This is a genomic window from Sorangiineae bacterium MSr12523 (assembly GCA_037157775.1).
In the GTDB taxonomy this organism is placed as follows: domain Bacteria; phylum Myxococcota_A; class Polyangia; order Polyangiales; family Polyangiaceae; genus Pendulispora; species Pendulispora brunnea.
Window position 1 is genome coordinate 6,995,244 of sequence record CP089982.1, and the last position, 18,120, is coordinate 7,013,363.

15 protein-coding genes are annotated in these 18,120 nt (G+C 61.6%); 5 read left to right on the forward strand and 10 right to left on the reverse strand.

Translation table 11 applies throughout. The annotated features are described in order from the left end of the window. Nucleotides 1-15: 15 nt before the first annotated feature. The gene (locus tag LZC95_27100) at nucleotides 16-2,751 is read right to left on the reverse strand and encodes a serine/threonine-protein kinase (protein WXA90115.1); all 2,736 of its coding nucleotides are present in this window, start codon (nucleotides 2,749-2,751) and stop codon (nucleotides 16-18) included. A 218-nt stretch (nucleotides 2,752-2,969) separates the two neighbouring features. Further along, nucleotides 2,970-3,194, reverse strand: coding sequence for a hypothetical protein (locus tag LZC95_27105; protein ID WXA90116.1), 225 nt, complete (start codon nucleotides 3,192-3,194; stop codon nucleotides 2,970-2,972). Nucleotides 3,195-3,283: 89 nt separating this feature from the next. Here LZC95_27105 and LZC95_27110 point away from each other — a divergent pair, with 89 nt between their 5' ends. Continuing rightward, nucleotides 3,284-6,064, forward strand: a complete 2,781-nt coding sequence (locus LZC95_27110; protein ID WXA90117.1) for a carbohydate-binding domain-containing protein — start codon at nucleotides 3,284-3,286, stop codon at nucleotides 6,062-6,064. Nucleotides 6,065-6,138: 74 nt separating this feature from the next. Here LZC95_27110 and LZC95_27115 read toward each other — a convergent pair whose 3' ends face one another. From LZC95_27115 to LZC95_27125, 3 genes are all read right to left on the reverse strand, one after another. Continuing rightward, nucleotides 6,139-6,381 carry a hypothetical protein gene (locus LZC95_27115; GenBank protein WXA90118.1) on the reverse strand — a complete coding sequence of 81 codons (243 nt, stop codon included), beginning with the start codon at nucleotides 6,379-6,381 and terminating at the stop codon, nucleotides 6,139-6,141. A gap of 114 nt (nucleotides 6,382-6,495) precedes the next feature. Next, a complete protein-coding gene (locus LZC95_27120) occupies nucleotides 6,496-7,083 on the reverse strand; it encodes a hypothetical protein (protein WXA90119.1) in 588 nt (195 codons plus the stop codon). Between the two features lie 512 nt (nucleotides 7,084-7,595). Then, the gene (locus LZC95_27125; GenBank protein WXA90120.1) at nucleotides 7,596-8,045 is read right to left on the reverse strand and encodes a hypothetical protein; all 450 of its coding nucleotides are present in this window, start codon (nucleotides 8,043-8,045) and stop codon (nucleotides 7,596-7,598) included. A 471-nt stretch (nucleotides 8,046-8,516) separates the two neighbouring features. Between LZC95_27125 and LZC95_27130 the strand changes: the two genes are divergently transcribed. Continuing rightward, a complete protein-coding gene (locus LZC95_27130) occupies nucleotides 8,517-9,035 on the forward strand; it encodes a hypothetical protein (protein ID WXA90121.1) in 519 nt (172 codons plus the stop codon). A 305-nt stretch (nucleotides 9,036-9,340) separates the two neighbouring features. Here LZC95_27130 and LZC95_27135 read toward each other — a convergent pair whose 3' ends face one another. Together LZC95_27135 and LZC95_27140 are read right to left on the reverse strand one after the other, a co-directional pair. Then, on the reverse strand, nucleotides 9,341-10,147 hold the full coding sequence (locus LZC95_27135) for an NAD(P)-dependent oxidoreductase (GenBank protein ID WXA90122.1): 807 nt from the start codon (nucleotides 10,145-10,147) through the stop codon (nucleotides 9,341-9,343). A 90-nt stretch (nucleotides 10,148-10,237) separates the two neighbouring features. Further along, the gene (locus tag LZC95_27140; GenBank protein ID WXA90123.1) at nucleotides 10,238-11,728 is read right to left on the reverse strand and encodes an alpha/beta hydrolase; all 1,491 of its coding nucleotides are present in this window, start codon (nucleotides 11,726-11,728) and stop codon (nucleotides 10,238-10,240) included. 342 nt (nucleotides 11,729-12,070) lie between these two features. Between LZC95_27140 and LZC95_27145 the strand changes: the two genes are divergently transcribed. Next, the gene (locus tag LZC95_27145; GenBank protein WXA90124.1) at nucleotides 12,071-15,016 is read left to right on the forward strand and encodes a hypothetical protein; all 2,946 of its coding nucleotides are present in this window, start codon (nucleotides 12,071-12,073) and stop codon (nucleotides 15,014-15,016) included. Between the two features lie 14 nt (nucleotides 15,017-15,030). On the opposite strand, the gene LZC95_27150 is transcribed toward LZC95_27145, so the two are convergent. After that, a complete protein-coding gene (locus tag LZC95_27150) occupies nucleotides 15,031-15,432 on the reverse strand; it encodes a tautomerase family protein (GenBank protein ID WXA90125.1) in 402 nt (133 codons plus the stop codon). 30 nt (nucleotides 15,433-15,462) lie between these two features. Continuing rightward, nucleotides 15,463-15,678 carry a XapX domain-containing protein gene (locus tag LZC95_27155; GenBank protein WXA90126.1) on the reverse strand — a complete coding sequence of 72 codons (216 nt, stop codon included), beginning with the start codon at nucleotides 15,676-15,678 and terminating at the stop codon, nucleotides 15,463-15,465. An 84-nt stretch (nucleotides 15,679-15,762) separates the two neighbouring features. Here LZC95_27155 and LZC95_27160 point away from each other — a divergent pair, with 84 nt between their 5' ends. Together LZC95_27160 and LZC95_27165 are read left to right on the forward strand one after the other, a co-directional pair. Continuing rightward, nucleotides 15,763-16,656 (forward strand): LysR family transcriptional regulator, encoded by an 894-nt coding sequence (locus tag LZC95_27160; protein WXA90127.1) that lies wholly within the window; start codon nucleotides 15,763-15,765, stop codon nucleotides 16,654-16,656. 118 nt (nucleotides 16,657-16,774) lie between these two features. Next, nucleotides 16,775-17,497, forward strand: coding sequence for a dienelactone hydrolase family protein (locus LZC95_27165; GenBank protein WXA90128.1), 723 nt, complete (start codon nucleotides 16,775-16,777; stop codon nucleotides 17,495-17,497). Between the two features lie 11 nt (nucleotides 17,498-17,508). On the opposite strand, the gene LZC95_27170 is transcribed toward LZC95_27165, so the two are convergent. Further along, nucleotides 17,509-17,730: an SDR family oxidoreductase gene (locus tag LZC95_27170; protein ID WXA90129.1), complete on the reverse strand. Its 222-nt coding sequence runs from the start codon at nucleotides 17,728-17,730 to the stop codon at nucleotides 17,509-17,511. Nucleotides 17,731-18,120: the final 390 nt, after the last annotated feature.

The following is an 18,120-nucleotide window of genomic DNA, read 5'->3' on the forward strand; positions in this document are numbered from 1 at the left end:
ATTGTTCCTCGATTCTCAGAGAGAGCGACAGGCCAATGCACGGGCGCGGACCTTTACCTCTTCAGCGGTGACGCTTCGTGGGCGCGCCGCGCCCCATCGCGCGAGTACTTGGTTGTAGGCTGCACATGCACCGCGCGTATCGCCCTTTATTTCCAGAGCTCGCCCGAGCAGGGCCACGGCGCGCGTGTGCACGATGGGCTGGTACAACACATCGCACCAGCGTGCGGCGGCTTGCAGTGATTTCGTGGCATCGTCAATTCGTCCGGCGAGGAGGTACGCGCGTCCGGGGGCCGCATCCTCCACCATGTCGTGATAGGCCGGGAGTGGCTCATACGTCGACCCGACGGCGAGCGCGTGAGCGGCTTCGCTCTCCGTCGAAACGAGCGAGGCGTAGGCGTAATACCAAACATAATTTCGCAGGGCGGGCGGCGCGCGGTCGACCCATTGCTTTGCCCAGTTTGCACGCGCAGCCTCGAAGTCCGTGCGGTGCAACGTTCCCGCACGCAGCTCGGCCTCTAGAAGTTGCGGTGTCGGATCATCGTGCTTTTGTTCCTGACGCCAAGGGGGCGCCATCCATCCGTCTTTGCGTGCGAGAAAGCGCTGACTAACTTTGGAAGCATCGGCCTCCTTGCCGGTTTCCATCAGCGCACCCACCGTGATGCGCGCGGCTTCGGCATGCCACTTTTGCTCGACGTCATCGGCAACGAGATGCTCCAGGCGAGCGGCGTTGGTGATCGCCGCAGTGAAATCGCCGCGCCACAACGCTACGTGCGCTTCGTCGGCCGCGCGTTCGCGTTCACGTCGCTCGGCTGAAATGCGACTCCATTTCTGCTGCAATGCCTCGATTACGGCGGAAGCAGCGAGCCCGCGTGCTGCGAGCGCCCCGGCCAAATGCTCGTAGCCAAACGGCGAATTGGGCGTGAGCGTGATCTGCCGGCGTGCATTCTGTTCCCCCTTCTCGCATTCGCCGCGTCGGGAATGGAGCTCCATGATGTTTCCGAGGCAGGTGGTGGAGGACGCTGTGTTCAGGCAGCGCTCGAACATCGCGAGAGCCTCGTCGTCTCGCCCGGAATACAGGAGCCCAAGCCCTCGAATGTTCCAAGATGCGGCAGCGAACGGCGGCGTGGCTGCGACGAATTCCTCCGTCGAGCGAAGCAACTCCTCGCGTCTGCCGGATTCCATGTACAGTAAGGTTTGGAAAAGCAAAAGCTCCGCATCCTTCGGAAACCGCTCCAGCGCAGCCAAGAGCCGACGATGCATCTCCTCGAAATCGGGTGGCTCTCGTTCGAGATAAAGTGCAATCGCGTGGAGCAACATGCGATCGTGCTCGTCGAGCGTGTCGCGGGCGGCGTTGGCACGTGCAAGCGATTCCCGAGCATCCGTAAGGCGGTCGAAGATCCATATGTAAAAGATCCCCAAGCGCAGGTGTGCTGCGGCCAGGCGGGGGTCGAGCTCGACGGCATGCTCGAAGGCGAGACGCGCGGTTTCGAACGACGAATCGTGGTATGCGCGGATCCCGTCCTCGAACGCCGCCACGGCCTCCGGGTTCGCGGAAATCGGCGTTCGGACCGGTGCGGTTTCGGACGGCGAGACGCGTGCGGTGGCCGTCTGCGCGACCGGCTCCGCGACGCGTGTCCTCAGTGCCACGACGAGAGGCACCGCGAGCGCCATCGACCCAAGCAGAATCGCGAATCGTCGCGCCACGGCTCGTTTGCGGAGCGGCAGCGATCGTTCCCCCGTATTGGGCGGTAGGTCTCCAATGACGGGGGCCGAGGTAGGCAGTTGTTCCGGCACGCGCGGTGTGATGACGGCGAGGGATTCGAGCGCCGATACGATGGGAGCCATGCTCTCGAAGCGCCGGTCCTTCCCGGCCGCCAGGGCGCGCTCGATCACGTCGTAAATGGCAGGCGCGAGGCCGGGCACAGGCGTCGAAAAACGAGGCGTCTCCTTCTCCATATCGGCGAGGAGTGCATGCAGATCACCGGACCATGCCCAGGGCATTCTTCCAGTAAGCAGCTCGTGCGCGACGACGCCCCAGGCAAATTGGTCCGAGCGACCATCTGGAGACTCGCCGCGCATCTGTTCGGGAGCCATATAGAGCGGCGTTCCTTCCACAGTGGCGCTCCGTATCGACTTGGCGGCCATTGGCAATTTGAGCGCCGCCGGCAACGCGAGTTCAGTATTGGCGTGCTCGGCGCCGGGGCCTTCGGTTCCTGCCAATGCGGATTGTCGCGCGATCCCGAAATCGAGCACCTTGATGGCATGATCGTCGCGCACCATGATGTTCTCGGGTTTGATATCGCGATGGACCAATCCGCGTTGGTGCGCGGCATCCAGAACACGCGCAACATCGAGCAGCCAGCGCAGTCGCCGCTGCAGCGGGATGGTCATATCCCCCACGAATGCTCGGAGCGGGCGGCCTACGATGAGCTCCATGGCGATGAACGGTTGCCCATCCTCTTCCCCGACGTCGAAGATGCTCACCGCATTCGGATGGTCGAGCGAGGCTGCCGCGCGCGCTTCGCGCATGACGAGCACCGAGCGTGCAATGGTGTTTCCAAACGCCGGCACCCAATCCGTTTGCAGGAGCTTGAGCGCAACATAACGATGAAGCCGCGGATCGTGCGCGCGGTAAACAACGCCCATTCCGCCTGACCCCAGGACCTCTCCGATTCTATACCGGTTGAATCTCTCGCCCGGGCGAAGCGGCATCGCTCGGAGTATACATGGATGCCCCAAATCGCGAGCCAACGCCCTCTCGCACCCGGCTCATGGAATGCGCCGTTCTACCGATAGGACCACGCGTGAACGTCGACGAGGCTCTCTACGAACTGTTGACCATGCCATGGTCGCTGCTTCTCGACGGGGGCGATGCGGCCGAATCATCGAGGACACGCAAAACTCCGTGAGAGCCTCCCGCATCGTCGAAACGAAATGAATAGGCGTTCCGATTTCGCTCTAAAATATCGTTATTGATTTACCTTCAGCGAGACATCATGAAAAAGCAGTCGCTGCAGCAGACGCTCGATTGCAGCCATGCCTTCGGGCTTTGGGGCTGAGGTCGCCGAACGGATGGCCGGCGCGCATTGTCCATGGGCGACCCGCACGCCCATTGACCAGATCTCGCGCACAACTTGCCGGGGTGTAAACCTCCGAACACGATCGATCCGATCATGGGTGATCGAAACGATCATGCGATTTGGGCACTCGCTCCCCTTCTGTATTGAAAGCCCATATCCTGCGCTGATAGCGTATTTTACTAAACTCTAAAGTGAGGTAGCGCATGAGAAGGTCCCTGCTTGGTATTTCGATCATCTTGGCTTCCTCTTGGACGGTGATGACGGGGTGCGACGACGATGGGGGGAACAACCCTCCGCCGGCGAACGACGGGGGAAAGCCTGACAGCGGTACGCCGGATATCGACAGCGGCCCCGACGCGAACGCAGGCGGTCCGAATATCTCCATTTCGTTCCGCCCAGTCGATAACACCGTATCGGCCGGGGGTGCATTCTTCTCCGGTGAGCTGACCATTCAGAATGATAGCAATCTTCGTCTGGATACGACGGGGTGGAAGATCTACTTCAGCTTCGTACGCAATATTTTGCCCGACGGAAAAGCTGACGATACGCACACCCAGGACCTGGCGGTGCAAGGCCTCAAGATCTCGCGCGGAGACAAGGCGCAGAGCGGCGACTACTTCGTCATGGAGCCGCTCTCGAACTTCACGCCCATTGCACCTGGCCAGTCGCGGAAGATCTCGCTGCTCGCGGAGAACTGGGCCATCGTCAACACCGACGGACCTGCAGGATTCCATCTCGTCCTTGGTTCGACGGATACCGCGTGGGCTCTCAAGTCCAGCACCGTGATCGATGCGACGGATCCCAAGCAGACCAAGCGCTTCCCCGGCGATCACGTGCCGGTCCCCACGGCCCAATCGCGATACCAGGAGAACACGTCCCTGCAAGGCGGCACCGTCAATGCGGCGACCCGCCTTTTGCCAACGCCGCAATCGGTCACCGTCGGCGCGGGGCAGTACACGCTCGGCGGCGCCATTGCCGTCTACGCCAGCGCCGGTCTCGATGGCGAGAAGGCCTTCCTCAAGGCTGCACTGGGCGACGTCGTCTCCGGTGCCATCACCGACAAGGCCGATACGGCGAACACCGCGGTGCGCCTCGTGCTCGACCCTGCAGCACCGGCGGGCGACGAGAGCTATTCCCTCGCGATCACGCCGGCGAACGGCGTCGAAATTCGCGCGCGCAAGTCGGCGGGTATCTTCTATGGGATCCAGACGTTGCGCCAGCTGGTTCCCACGGATGCCTACCAGGCCGCAGCCACCTCGGGACGAACGGCATCGTTCGTGTTGCCGGAGATCACGATTTCCGACAAACCGCTCTTCGCATACCGCGGTATGACGCTCGACGTCGGGCGCCATTTCCAGACGAAGGATACGGTCAAAAAGCTTCTCGATCTGTTGGCCGCCCACAAGATCAACAAGTTCCACTTCCACATCACGGACGATGAGGGGTGGCGCCTCGAAATTCCGGATATACCCGAACTCACCTCGTTCGGCTCGAACCGCGGCTTCGACGTGAACGAGACCAATTCGCTCCATGCCGCCATGGGCTCCTCGAACGATCTCGGGCCGGGGGACGGGATCTCCGGCAAAGCGGCTAGCCCGACGGCGGCGAACGGCGGAAAGCCTGCCGTCTTCCAAGGGTTCGAAAAGGCCTCGCTCAACTTCGTCGGAAAGGGTTCCGGTTATTACACGACGAAGGACTTCGAGGAGATCCTCCGCTACGCGGCCGAACGCCACATCGACGTCATCCCCGAGATCGACGTGCCGGGGCATGCGCGCGCAGCGGTCAAGGCGATGGAGTACCGCTATCGTAAATATGCATCGAGCGACGTGACGAAGGCCACGCAGTACCGCCTGGCCGATCCGGACGACAAGTCGACGCATCGAAGCGTTCAGGGATATACGGACAACTTCGTCAATCCTTGCTTGCCGTCGTCCTACGCGTTCCTCACCAAGGTCGTCAAAGAGGTCAAGGCGCGCTTCGACGCGGTCGGTGCCCCACTCACCATGATTCACGGCGGCGGCGACGAACTGCCGGGACTCAGCGACAAGGTAACGTGGTGGAAGGGCTCCCCGTTGTGCCAGTCCAATCCGGACACGAAGAACTTGGACGATACGGGCATCAAGGACTACTTCTTCAAAAAGTGGCAGCCGATCATCACGGCCACTGGCGCCAAGATGACGGGGTGGGACGATATCATTCACAGCGGGTTGGTGCTTCCCGGGTTCATTCCCATGCCGTGGAGCAACGTCTGGGATTGGGGCCGCGAGGACGACGCGTACAAATATGCCAACAATGACCAAACGGTGATTTTGGCGCACGCCACCAATTTGTATATGGATCTGGCGTACAACAACGATCCGGAGGAGCCCGGCTATTATTGGGCAAACTTCGTGGACGAGAGCAAGACGTTCAACTACCTCCCGTTCAACATTTTCGATATCGCCACCCAAAGCCGCATGGGAGATACTTTCCCAGCGGGCTACTGGAACAACAAGGTCCACCTGACCGACAACTCCAAGCGCGCAAATATCCTCGGCATGCAGGGGCTCCTCTGGGGTGAGAACCTCAAGAGCCCCGAATTGGTCGAGTACTTCGCATTCCCGAAGATCCTCGGCGTGGCCGAGCGCGCGTGGAACTTCAACACGCCCGAAACGGCCAACGCACTGCCTCCCGCGTGGAAGCAATTCGTGACCACGCTCGGTCAAGCCGAACTCCCGCGCCTCGACTACTATCACCCCGTCGATCTTCGCGGCGAGCTCCCCAAGACCACGGGAGTCAATTACCGCGTGCCGCTTCCGGGCGCGAAAATCGACAACGGGCAGCTCCTGGCGAATCTGCGCTATCCGGGATTGGCCATCGAATACTCGACGGACAACGGCACCACGTTCCAGCCGTACACGGCACCGACCGCGGTCACCGGCACCGTGTGGGTCCGCACGAAGACGCCGAATGGCCACTACAGCCGTGCGGCCAAAGTCAATTAGCCACGTAGCAGCTCCGTGAAGAAAAAGGCTCCGGTGACCGTATCCGCGGTCATCGGAGCTTTTTTTCTCGGCCGCTACCGAAACTCCGAAAGCCATCGCAGCCTCGCGCTCTCCTCGATGACCATCGCGCGGAGTGTTTCGTCGGCTTTTGCATCGGCACCGACGAGTCGATCCGGCGCGACGAGCGCAAAGAAGCCTGACACGTTGCGCCGAACCTCCGAACAAGCCTGTTGCGTACTCTCGTAGATGCGGGACTCGATACGATCGGACAGTGGCGAACCGAGTCGTCCGAGCGTGAGCTCGATGCGCGCAGGCATCTCACGTACGAGCGCACCGCCCCCTGAAGGAACGACAGGAAATCTCGGTGAACGCGCGCGATGAATTCGGGTCGGGTTCGTCGCGCGCCCCATCCTTCTCAGCATTCGCTCACGTCATTGGTCGTTCGTCGAGGCGTCCGTTGCGCAGTCCGACGTTGGATCGCACCGCACGTTGCAGTACACGCCGCCGGGACTTCCTATCTCGGAGATGGCGATCTGGCGAAGCTGGCCCTGCGTGAGGACAGCGCGGACGCATCGAGCATTGACCGAACACTGCTCCCGGAAGCTTTCGTAACAAACGTCGTATGTGCCCGGGGCGAGCTCGACTGCGAAGATGCCTCCACGAATGTCGGTGCGTTTTGTCTCGCCGGACGCGACATCGGTCGTGGAAACGACTCCGCCCATGCAACCCCCGTAGTTTGGCGGGCAGTGAGCGGCGCAGCCATACCCCGCCGATCCGTAGACGCCGGTGCTGAAGTCAACGCACTCCCGCAACGGAGATGTTTCCGCCCAGCAGCCTCCGTCAGCGGGGACGACGCACGAGCCCACGCGTACGTCATTGGAGGCGTCAGCGTGATCCATCAGGCCAGAATCCGTAGGCTGGCTGACCGAATGATCGTCGGTGCATGCCGGAATCGCGGTGAGCATGAATGGCACGAACGCGACAGGCGCCGCGATAAGATAGGGGATCCGAAGTCTCATGGGCAGAGCGCATCAGCAATTCGCGCGCCAAGATAGATTGCCCCGGGTATCGGAGTCAGACTTCAATGCATCCATGACATCGCGATCGCACATCCTGCGAGCGCTGGGCCGCTATCCAGATATCGAAATTGTGTCGATTCAAGGAAACAAATCGCCACCGCCGGCCGATTGAGGGCGCCGCTCGAGCTGCGGCCAGCGTAAAAGTCGCCCGCAATCGACGTCGCGTTTGACGGAAGGGGCGTCCTTTTTCCAATTCCTATCGAAAGGCCCTTTCGTGCTCAGCGGCACACCTCACTACGGCGAGCAACATCACGATATTCAACAGTGCCTCTCTTCAAAGTCTGCGTCGTCTCGAGAAGCTCGCGACGCTGACCGAGCGCACTGAGGCGGTGCAGGCCATTGATGTGTTCGAATCTGAAATTGTTGACGATGGACAAGTTCCGAATGGAGGTGAGCGCATTCAAACTGCCGACTTCGCACGGCTCCGCGTTGTTGAAGAGGTACAGGTCACGTCAGCGCGGTTCGAGGTCCGCCAGGTCCACGCTGGTGCCCACGCGCTCACACTCGACCATGAGGCGCTCCTTGTCGATCCATCCGACGCGATGAAGCCGGAGCAGTAAATGGTATGCCCCATCTCTAACGCTGCGGCGCGCTGCGTCCAATTCCGTCGAAGGGGTTCGCGTGGGTGGGCTGGGTCGCATGGGGCCGAACTCACATTTGCCGCCGCAGATCGGACAATACTCCGAGACGATGGTCCCGTGCTCATTGACCCAACGCTCTTGCGCGTCCCGCAGTAGCTTGAATCGCCGCGGATAGTCGTCGATGATCTGGAGAGCATGAATGGCTTCCCCCAGCCAAAAATCGAGATTGGGGAACTGCCCCGCGAGCTGATGCACATTGTAGGTCGCCAGTTTCTCGAGCTGGCTGGCGACGCGGGTAGCTTGTTCGAGTGTGTAGATCATGCGGAGAGCTCCTTCCTGGGCTGAATCTGCGCGTATCCTCGGGCATAGTCCAGCGGCGCCGCCACTGGGTGCGCATACCGCGCCGGCTTCGAGGATGCCCGAGCGAGCTCGCACGGGTCTTCCTGCGAAAGCGCAATTGAGCTCCCATGCACCTGGAGCGGCACACTCCCCTCTTTTTTTGATTGCTGGTCAGATTTATTCTTGACCGGTCGCCGAAAGAGCCTCATGCGGACATCCAGAGGGATCTCCTGGAGCGCGCCGCGATCCTGTCGGGGAATCCGGAGGTCGATCCCTAAGCGGAAATTCCAGAGTCGTATCCGCGTACTCTCGGAAGGCCGCCAAGGGAAACCCAGGCGGCCTTCGGCGTTTATAGATGCGATAGTTTTCCGACCAGGGTCCCGGTTTCCTGAACCTTGAACCGGATTCACTTCCAACGATCGGACGAAACTGCGTCCCGGGAGGCGAAGTCCCATGGAACCTGTTTTCAGCTATCGTCCTCTGTCGCTCGATTGGTGGGAGACGGAGACGGAGACATCGTACACGGCCAAGTCGGCGCGTTCGCGTTGGTCGGCAGTTCGGAACGGTCTATTCGCCGTGGTTTGGTGGTCCAGCCTTTGGGGCCATTGTCCACTGCCTTTCATGATCTTCGGCATCTATTTCACGTATATGGTCGTCGCGGAATTCGTGAACTCGACGACCGTCACCATGGATACGAAGGAATTCCGCAAGACGTGCGGGCCCCTTCCCGTTGGTGGCAACGTGCGCCAGCCCCTGGCCGCCATCGAAGGATTCGCTCCGGAGGTGATGCACGGTGCCAAGGGGAAGATCTGGTACAAAGTTCACGTGCTCACCCGTAGCGCGACAAAGGTGGGCTCCTTCTCCTTCGATGACGAGTCCTCGGCAAATTACGCAGCCGGACGACTCAATGAAGCGCTCACCCGCATTCGCACCAAGGCCAATTGCAGCAGCCGTCGGCTGCCGTATCGTTGATACACAATCCGTGCGTCGGTCCCCGTCGCCTGGAACGCGGCGGGGACGCGGCGTGACCTCGCGATAGGGAATCCGAGGAGCACACTGAACGCGCGGGAGCGTGCGGCGCGCCGAATGGTGCATTCTATTTCACTCGGGATGCTCGGCACGTCAGAGGGGAACAACGTCTATCGACTCCCAGTCTACGGCAATGAAATGAGCATCAACGCTGGCAACTGCCAAAACGAGTGGAAGTTCCATGTGCTCATTGCGGGAATCCTATGAGCGTGCACCGCGGTAGGGATCGGCGACGTTAGGCGCTCGCGTTAGGCGAGGCGGGGGAACTTGGGCTTGAAGCCGAGGTCTTCGCGGATCCTGCGACCATCGAGGAGCGCGTCGAAAGCGCGCGCGCGCTCGGCGTCCGAGCCGTCAGGCGGCGGCGCCCCCACCGATGCGAACAGCGTCGCAAGATCGGGAGCTTCGTCGTCGACCACATTGTAGATGCGGTGCGCAGGCGAACGCGCATCGAGCAGGAGAGCGACGGCCTGCGCGACATCGGCATGGTGCCCGATCGACAGGCGCTGCGTCGGCGGGAACGTGCGCATGAACGAGATCGCTTCCTCGATGTGCGGATCGCCGTCGCCATACACGAACGGCAGCCGAAGCACCCGCGCATCGAGCCCCTCGGTCGCAAGCAGGAACCGCTCGGCCGCGAGTTTGCTCACCGGATAGGCCGCAGTTGGCGCGCAAGGGTCGTCCTCGTGGGCGGGGCGGCCACCGTTCGAACCGTAGACCGTACCGGTGCTCGTGAAGATGAAGCGCCCCACGGAGGCATCACGCGCGGCGATCGCAAGGTGCTGCGAGCCGAGATCATTGACCGCGTGCGCTTGCTCGGGCGTCGCACCACGGAAAAACGCGGCGCAGTGGACCACGGCATCGACGCCGCGCACCGCGGCCGTGAGCGAGTCCGCGTCGAGCAAGTCGCCTTCGACGAGCTCGATCCCGTCTTCGCGCAAATCGGCGGCGCGCGTCAGACTGCGCACGAGCGCGCGCACTCGATCGCCGCGCCGAGCAAGATATTTGATGAGCCGACTTCCGACCTTTCCGGTCGCTCCAGTGACGAGGATTTTCATGCACGGAGCGTAGGAATCGGCGCTCCCCGCGGATTGGAAGAAACGGACAATCGGCTCACCGCTGCGTGCAACACGGCACCTCGATCGACCTCAGGGCGGGAAATCCGACGGACAATGCGTATCTTTCGGTGGCATGACGAGCGTCGTTAGATACGTCTCGATGTACTGACGGGCGCAGGTGTTCCGAAGGTATTGATTGTGGCCAACGCCATCCTGCTGAAGCAGCACGGAGCCTTTGAGTTGTCGGTGAATCGCTGCGGCGTCGGCCTGAGGCGTTGTAACGTCGCGCTTGGCGGTGACGAGCAAGATGGGCGGTGCGTCGGGCGCGGACACGCGCCGCTGCGGGTTGGTCGTCTGGATCGGAGATCCCAGGCACGTGAGGATCCAAAACCAGTGCTCCTGCATATGCGTATGGGGATACATGGCCTCGAGGGCGCGACGATATGCGTCCAGCTCATGGAAATTGCGAATGGAAAACTTCCAATCTTGGCAGATGAAGTCGTGGAATCCATTTTCATAGACTTCATCGTCGGCCATGAATCGCGACGCCGCCAATGGCACGCCGGTCTCCAAGCTCGAAAGACGGTTCGCGAACGCGAGCCAGCGCGAGGCGGAAGCGGCTGCTACTGCGAACCCCAGCTCGCTGAGCAGCCAGCCCTCGTCGAGCGGCTCACCGGTCGCTGGATCGATCAGCGTTCCAGCTTCGGCCTTCGCGTACAATTCGTCCCATAGCGCCGCAACGTCTCTCCCATGGAGTTTGCATTCCTGCGTGCGCCCGCACCATGCCACGAATTCATAAAAGGCCCCTTCGAATTCTTCCGTCTTCGTCTTCAAAAATCGAAAGGCGGACGTAACGCTGTGATTGACGATGGAATCGAGCGCCATTGCGCGAACACGCTCGGGGAACTCCTCCGCATAGTTGACACCGATTTGGCTTCCATACGAAGCGCCATAATAGCTGATCTTCTCCTCGCCGAGCGCCGCACGAATGGCATCCATGTCACGTACGGTGCTCGGCGTATCGACGTGATCGTACAACGGCCCCGTGCGGGCGCGGCAATTCCGTGCAAGCCTCGCGTTGTAGGCCAACCACTCTTGGTACTCGCGCTCCGATCTTGGAAATGAATCCGGCATTGGCAAAATCACCGACGCGTCGCACACGATCGGATGACTTCGGGCCACGCCCCGGGGATCCCAGCTTACGAGATCGAATCGTTTGCGGAGTATGCTCGTATCGGGAATGCGGTGGCCGGTGATGAAAAAGTTGATCCCCGAACTGCCAGGTCCTCCGGGATTGAGAAGGAGGACGCCGATGCGATTCTCCGGTTCCAGCGCCGGCAGTCGACCGATGGCCAGATCGAACTTCTCCCCTTCCGGATGAGCCCAATCGACTGGAACCGCGATGGTCGCGCACTCCTCGTTGGACGTCGCGGTGCACGGCACCCACGCGATTTCCGATGAGGGCCGCTGCGCGCCCAGCGATAGTACGCCGGTGTGGTCAGGCCGCCCGGCGTCCGAACACGCCGTCGACGTGAAGAGTCCAATCCCGAGAAGCCCCGCCAACTCGAGTCGAAATTCCATGCGCGGCACTGTGCATGGCTCATGCCGCCCATCCGCAGAAACGACCCGCGCCAACCTCCGCGAAATGCGCAGCTTGCCATGCGTCGATGCATTCCGATGTACCGGTTAACCGGCGGTACACCGGTACATTGGTCGGTACAGGGGCGGCTCTGGGCGTCGGGCGCGGGTGGCCGAACGTGTGCGGAGAACGGCCCCGCCTCGTTGAGTTGGCTCCTCCCGCGCGTCCACGGATTGGCAAAAAGGACGGGCTCACATGGTCCAATGTATGTTAGTAAAGTTTCCTAACTATTCTCACTCGGAAGCTGCACAATCAGCCAAGCGGATCACACGAAGGGTTTAGCCATGTACAGGACCAGAGTTGCCAAATGGGCACCGTATGCCGTGACCTTGGGTGCGTTCGTCGCGTGCTCTTCGGAAACGTCCTCCCCGAGCACCGGTGATCCCGACTCCGAGTCCGGAACACCGTCGGCCGCCGAAAACGATGCGCTCCTCGGCAACGCAATCGACGAGCACGTGGACGAGCTCGACGCCGCGGCATGGCTTCGTCCCGTGACGCTGGGAACGCGCGGCTGGCACGTGCAAAGCAGCGCCGTTGCGACGCAACCCGGCGAGCAGATCTCGCAAGCGGGCTACGCGACCCAAGGATGGTTCCCCGTCAAGCCGGACGACGCGGGTGCCCCGGGAACCGAGATCAATGCCCTCGTGCAAAACGGTGAGTGCGACAACGTCTACTTCTCCGACAACATGCGCAAGTGTTTCGGCTACATGGCGGAACGCGGGCCGGTCTCCGTCGCACGCTTCGCCGTGCCGTGGTGGTTCCGCACGGATTTCACGGTGCCGCTCGAATCGCTGGCCCGCAACAAGCAAGCCAAATTGATCATTCCCGGTGTCGTCGGCGAGGGCGATGTTTGGGTCAATGGCACCTTGGTCGCCACCCGCGACATCCTATCGGGCGCATTCGCCGGTCGCACCCTCGATGTCTCGTCGTTGGTCCATGCAGGGAAGAACTCCCTGGCCATCAAGATGTATCCTAACGATGCCACCACCATGTTCACGGTGGACAACGTCGATTGGGCTCAAATTCCGCCGGACAACCAAACCGGAATTCAATTTCCCATTCAGCTCCAATTGTCCACGGCACTCTCGGGCTCCAATGCCCACGTCGTCCAGCGCAACGCCGCAGATTTGACGAGTTCTGCGCTGACCGTGAAGGTCGACGTCACCAATGACTCCGACGGCGAGCAACGAGGTGCGGTGAGCGCCGCCGTGATTCCTCCCAATGGCGCGGGGGCGCCCATCGTCGTGCGCCAAATCGTCTCCGTGCCCGCGCACACCACGAAAACCGTATCGTTCGCGCCGGATCAATTCCCCAGCCTAAACTTGCAGCGCCCGCGCCTTTGGTGGCCTTACCTGATGGGCGATCAGCCGCTCTACACGCTACGCACCGTGGTTTCGCAACGGGGCAGCGTGTCCACCACGTCGCGCGAGACCTTCGGCATTCGCACGGTGAACACGCGGCTCGTCGGTCAATCGCCGCAGGCGCCTCAGGGCTCGCGGATCTTCGGCGTCAACAACAAGGAATTCGTCTTCCGTGGCGGCGGCTATTCGCCCGATCTGTTGCTTCGCTATTCGAAAGCCGATCTTGCTCATCAGATTACGCTCATCAAGAATCTCGGATTCAACGGGATCCGCATCGAAGGGCACGACATGCCCCAGGACTTTTACGACCAGATGGATCGGGCCGGAATTCCCATCATCGGCGGATTCACGTGCTGCAATCGCTGGGAGCTTCCCGCGGATGGTCAAGGCGTGTCCGAGCGCGATTACAAGATCATCCACGATTCGTCCTTCAGCATCGGGCAGCGCGAGCGGCAGCATCCCAGCGTGATCAACTATGGCTGGAGCGACAACGAGCCCATCGCACGTCAGGAGAGCGAGGTACTGCGCGCCTTCGAAGAGGCGGATTTCGACGTACCGCTCGTGGCCTCCGCGGAATACAAGAGCACGCCGACGCTCGGGCCCGCCGGTGAAAAAGAAGGGCCCTACGACTGGGTTTCGCCGAGCTACTGGTACGACACGACGCACTTCAATCCGGAGGATGGCAGCCGCACCAACGCAGGCGGCTCATGGGGCTTCGACAGCGAGGGAAGCGCGGGCGATACCGTGCCGACCTTGGACTCGCTCAAGCGATTTCTCTCGCCCGAAGAGTTGAACAAGCTTTGGCAGGAGCCCGCGTACAATCAGTACCACCTCAATTTCGAGCCGGGGCACGGCGGATATGCCTTCGGCACGTTGTTCGTCTTCGACCAGGCACTCTCGAATCGCTACGGCCAATGGGCCGATTTGGAGTCGTACGTGAAGGCGGCGCAAGTGGCGAATTACGAGAACGTGCGCTCGGAGTTCGAGGCGTACATCGAGCATTCCACCGACAAGAACAATCCGTCCACCGGCGTCGTCTATTGGCAGATGAACAAGGGATGGCCCAGCATGCTCTGGTCTCTCTACAACAACGATGGCGACCAGCCGGGTAGCTATTTCGGTGCGAAAAAGGCAAACACGCCTTTGCATGCGCTGTTCGCGTACGACGCGCACACGGTCACCGTGAACAACTTCGGCGCAAAGACCGAGGACGATCTCGCGGTGCAGGCCAAAGTGTACGATCTCGCTGGCAAGGTGCTCGACGATCAATCCGCCAGCGGCATCGCGCTTGCGAGCCAGCAGGTTCGCAACAAGGTCCTCACCTTGAAGGTCCCCGCAACCACGGTGCCGCCCGCGGCGGCGCAGGTCTATTTCGTGGAGCTTTTGCTCCGCCAGCATGGGAACATCGTGGAGCGCAACGTCTATTGGCTCTCCACCCAAGAAGACGTGGTGGACTGGCCGGCCACCTTGGGCAAGCCGCAGGCCACGATGAAGCAATTCGCGAGCTTCCAGGCGCTGAAAACCCTGCCGAAGGCGGCGGTGAGCGTGAAAGCCGCCACATCCCGCGCGCCGGGGCCGAACGGTGCGGACACGGTCACGTCGGTGGTGGTGACCAATACGTCGGACAAGCCGGTGGTGGGCTTCTTCCTCCGGGCCGATGTGCGCCGTGGAAACACGGCCGGCGCAGAGCTTCCCGGCGACAATCAAGTGCGCACGGCCCTTTGGGACGACGACGACATCACCTTGTGGCCCGGAGAATCGCAGGAGCTCCACGCCACGTACCGCTCGTCGGAACTACAGGGCAGCGAGCCGGTGGTCAGCCTCACCGGGTGGAACACGGATCGCATCGTGGTGCGCGCGCCGCGATAATGCACCCACCTAGCTCATCGCGGCGGTGACAGTTCCCCTGTCATGAATTGGGCGCGACCGTTTCCGAAGCTCCAATCGGAATCCGAATTCGTGACCATGGAGACGATGACATCGCTCGGCGCGATTCCGCAGTTCTCTTCGAGTTCCCGACAGAGCGCTTGGTAAAATCTCGTCTTGGAGCCCTCGCTTCGCGGCCGGGTGACGAGCGTGAGGACGACCACCTTGTTCGTCCTCGCGATACCAAGTCCTGTATCCTGCAAAATGAGCCGGGAAGCAGGGTGCTCGTGCACGATCTGGTAGCGATCGCGTTCGGGCACCCCAAAGGCATCGACCAATGCGCGATGCGCCGCATCGAGCAGGGTTTGCACTTCTTCGTCGGTGCGTCCTTGGATCAGATCAAATCGAACGAGCGGCATGCGTCTTCTCCCTCTTGCGGGTGGTGGGCGTCACGGACGGTTTTCCGGTGGCTTCGAGGCGGTGGAGAGAGAGACGTCCGCGCGCAGCCGTTTCCCGATAGGAATGACCTGCTCGCCTGCGAGCATTCCGAGTAGGCCGAGGAGTGCGACCAATGGAGGAGCGGGCGATCGGACGTTGAGCACGCTGTAGATCACGCCGACGAAGATGCCGGCGGCGAGGGACAACACATACATTTTCATCGGCATGATGATCAGACGTTAAGGGTGCCGTGGATGCCGGATAATGCGCGATGTAATGTGATGACTTCTCACTGGGGGTAGGAAATCCGCATGCTCGACAGGGTCACCGCAATGCAGGTCTTTTCGCGCGCCGCAACGGCGGGGGGCTTGTCTGCAGCGGCGCGCCAACTCGGACTCTCGTCCGCGATGGCGACCAAGCATGTCGATGCACTCGAGGCAAGGTTGGGGGTAAAGCTGTTTCACCGCACGACCCGTCGGTTGACGCTCACCGAAGCGGGCCGAGGATACTTGGAGGCGTGTCAGCGAATCTTGGCCGAGCTGGATGAAGCCGATGCAGCCGCGGCCTCCCACCGGCTCGATCCCAATGGCACGTTGCGCATGAATGTTCCGGTGTCGTTCGGCGTGCGGTGCATTGCGCCGCTGCTCGCGGAGTTCAGTCGACAGTACCCACGCGTGCGTGTCGAACTCGGTCTCGACGACCGCGCCATCGATATGTTGAACGAGCGGTGGGATCTCACGATCCGGGTCGGCCGGCTCGCCAGCAGCCGATTGACCGCAAAAAAGATCGTCCGCGCCGAAATGGTCGTTTGCGGAGCCCCCAGCTACCTCGCCGTGCATGGGACCCCGCGAAGCGTGGAGGAACTCTCCGAGCACAATTGCCTCGGGTACTCCATGACGGAACTGGCAGGCCCCGAAACATGGGTATTCGGCAAGGACAATTCGCTTCATGTTGCGGTTCGCGGCAATCTCTTCGCGAACAACGGAGACGCGCTCGTCGCGGCGGCAATCGCCGGCCAGGGGCTCGTCTATGTACCGATGTTCATCGCCGGTGACGCTTTGAAAGCCGGTACGCTCGTGGCCATCGAGCTCGATCAGCCCTATTGCAACCTCGGTGATATCTTTGCGCTGTACCCTCCCGAGCGGCGGCCGCCAGCCAAGGTGCGCGTCATGATCGACTATCTGGCCTCCGCATTCCGAGCCTAGGACCGATTCGCCATTCGCCATCGTTTGCGGAGTCTGCCCGGTCCAGCGTTTGAAGGCGCTGTGAAAGCGCGCTGGCGCGCGGCTATTTCCCGCTCGAGGATTGAGGTATGCTGACCGCATGCACACCGAGAGCATCGAGTATCAAGCGGACGGCGAGCGCCGTGTCGGATATCTGGCGGTCGATCGCGCGCGCGGCACGAAGCGGCCGGGCATCTTGATCGCGCACGAGGCGAGCGGCGTCTCGGAAGTCGTCAAGACGCGTGCGCGCAAGCTCGCGGAGCTCGGGTATGTCGCGTTCGCGATGGACTATGTCGGCGACGGTGTCGTGCTCCAAGGGCTCGAGAAAACTGCCGCACTCCTCGAGAAGTACCGGGACGCCCCCGAGCGGATCCGCGCGGTCGGGCGCGCAAGCCTCGACGTGCTGCGCGCGCAACCCGAGTGCGATGCGACCAAGCTTGCGGCCATCGGCTACTGCTACGGCGGTGCAGCGGTGCTCGAGCTCGCCCGCGACGGCGCCGACATCGCATGCACCGTGGGCTTTCATGCGCAGCTTTCCACGAAGCATCCAACGGATGCGCAGAAGATACGGGGCAAGGTCCTCGCCTGCATCGGTGCGGACGATCCATGGGTTCCGGCCGAGCAACGCCTCGCGTTCGAACAGGAGATGCGCGCGGCCAATGTCGATTGGCGCCTTCACGTGTACGGCGGTGCGGTGCACGGTTTCGCGAATCCCGACGCGGATCGGCTCAAGAATCCCGCACTGGCCTACCACCGCCCGAGCCACGAGCGCTCGTGGCGGGCCATGATCGACCTCTTCGAGGAGACCTTCGGCCCGCTGTGAATCCCGAGCGCTTAGCGCGCGAGCAGACCGCCATCGACGGCCCATGCCTGGCCGGTAACGAACGACGCGCGATCGGATAGCAGCCAGGCAACGGCTTCGGATACCTCGTCGGGATGCGCAGATCGGTTGATCGGCTGCATCGCCGCGATCTGCTCCTCCGTCACGGCACCGCTCGCGATCACCTGATCGTACATTCCCGTGCGCACGGTGCCGGGGCAGTCCAAAGGGATCACCACGCAATGGAGTGAACGGCGACCGGTATCCGCTGAGCGCTGCTTGGCATCCGCCGATGGATGATCATCGGCAGGCGATTGGGCCGAATGAGGGCGGTGGCGACCTCGCGGATTTTGGCCCCGGGGGCTCCGATCAACGAGGGACTGCGTCAATGCCAGGCCTCTAGTTGGTTATTCTTCGTTATCGAATGGGTTAGGGACGCATTCGTTTTTCGACAATAGCCACGACTCCGGTGCCGAATACTGGAATACCCATTCCGCTTGTCGTCCACTTTAAATCTGACACAAAAATACAATTTACGACTCTCAACACCCAAATAGACGACAACATCGAATTAACTTTAGACCTTTGCATTCGGAGTACTTGGCAATTCCACTCCGTGCTGGTCG

Bases quoted from the DNA above. Each gene is read 5' to 3' on its own strand.
- LZC95_27105 (WXA90116.1), bottom strand. From the start codon at position 3,194: ATGATCGTTTCGATCACCCATGATCGGATCGATCGTGTTCGGAGGTTT.
- LZC95_27110 (WXA90117.1), top strand. From the start codon at position 3,284: ATGAGAAGGTCCCTGCTTGGTATTTCGATCATCTTGGCTTCCTCTTGG.
- LZC95_27115 (WXA90118.1), bottom strand. From the start codon at position 6,381: ATGCCTGCGCGCATCGAGCTCACGCTCGGACGACTCGGTTCGCCACTG.
- LZC95_27120 (WXA90119.1), bottom strand. From the start codon at position 7,083: ATGAGACTTCGGATCCCCTATCTTATCGCGGCGCCTGTCGCGTTCGTG.
- LZC95_27125 (WXA90120.1), bottom strand. From the start codon at position 8,045: ATGATCTACACACTCGAACAAGCTACCCGCGTCGCCAGCCAGCTCGAG.
- LZC95_27130 (WXA90121.1), top strand. From the start codon at position 8,517: ATGGAACCTGTTTTCAGCTATCGTCCTCTGTCGCTCGATTGGTGGGAG.
- LZC95_27135 (WXA90122.1), bottom strand. From the start codon at position 10,147: ATGAAAATCCTCGTCACTGGAGCGACCGGAAAGGTCGGAAGTCGGCTC.
- LZC95_27140 (WXA90123.1), bottom strand. From the start codon at position 11,728: ATGGAATTTCGACTCGAGTTGGCGGGGCTTCTCGGGATTGGACTCTTC.
- LZC95_27145 (WXA90124.1), top strand. From the start codon at position 12,071: ATGTACAGGACCAGAGTTGCCAAATGGGCACCGTATGCCGTGACCTTG.
- LZC95_27150 (WXA90125.1), bottom strand. From the start codon at position 15,432: ATGCCGCTCGTTCGATTTGATCTGATCCAAGGACGCACCGACGAAGAA.
- LZC95_27155 (WXA90126.1), bottom strand. From the start codon at position 15,678: ATGCCGATGAAAATGTATGTGTTGTCCCTCGCCGCCGGCATCTTCGTC.
- LZC95_27160 (WXA90127.1), top strand. From the start codon at position 15,763: ATGCTCGACAGGGTCACCGCAATGCAGGTCTTTTCGCGCGCCGCAACG.
- LZC95_27165 (WXA90128.1), top strand. From the start codon at position 16,775: ATGCACACCGAGAGCATCGAGTATCAAGCGGACGGCGAGCGCCGTGTC.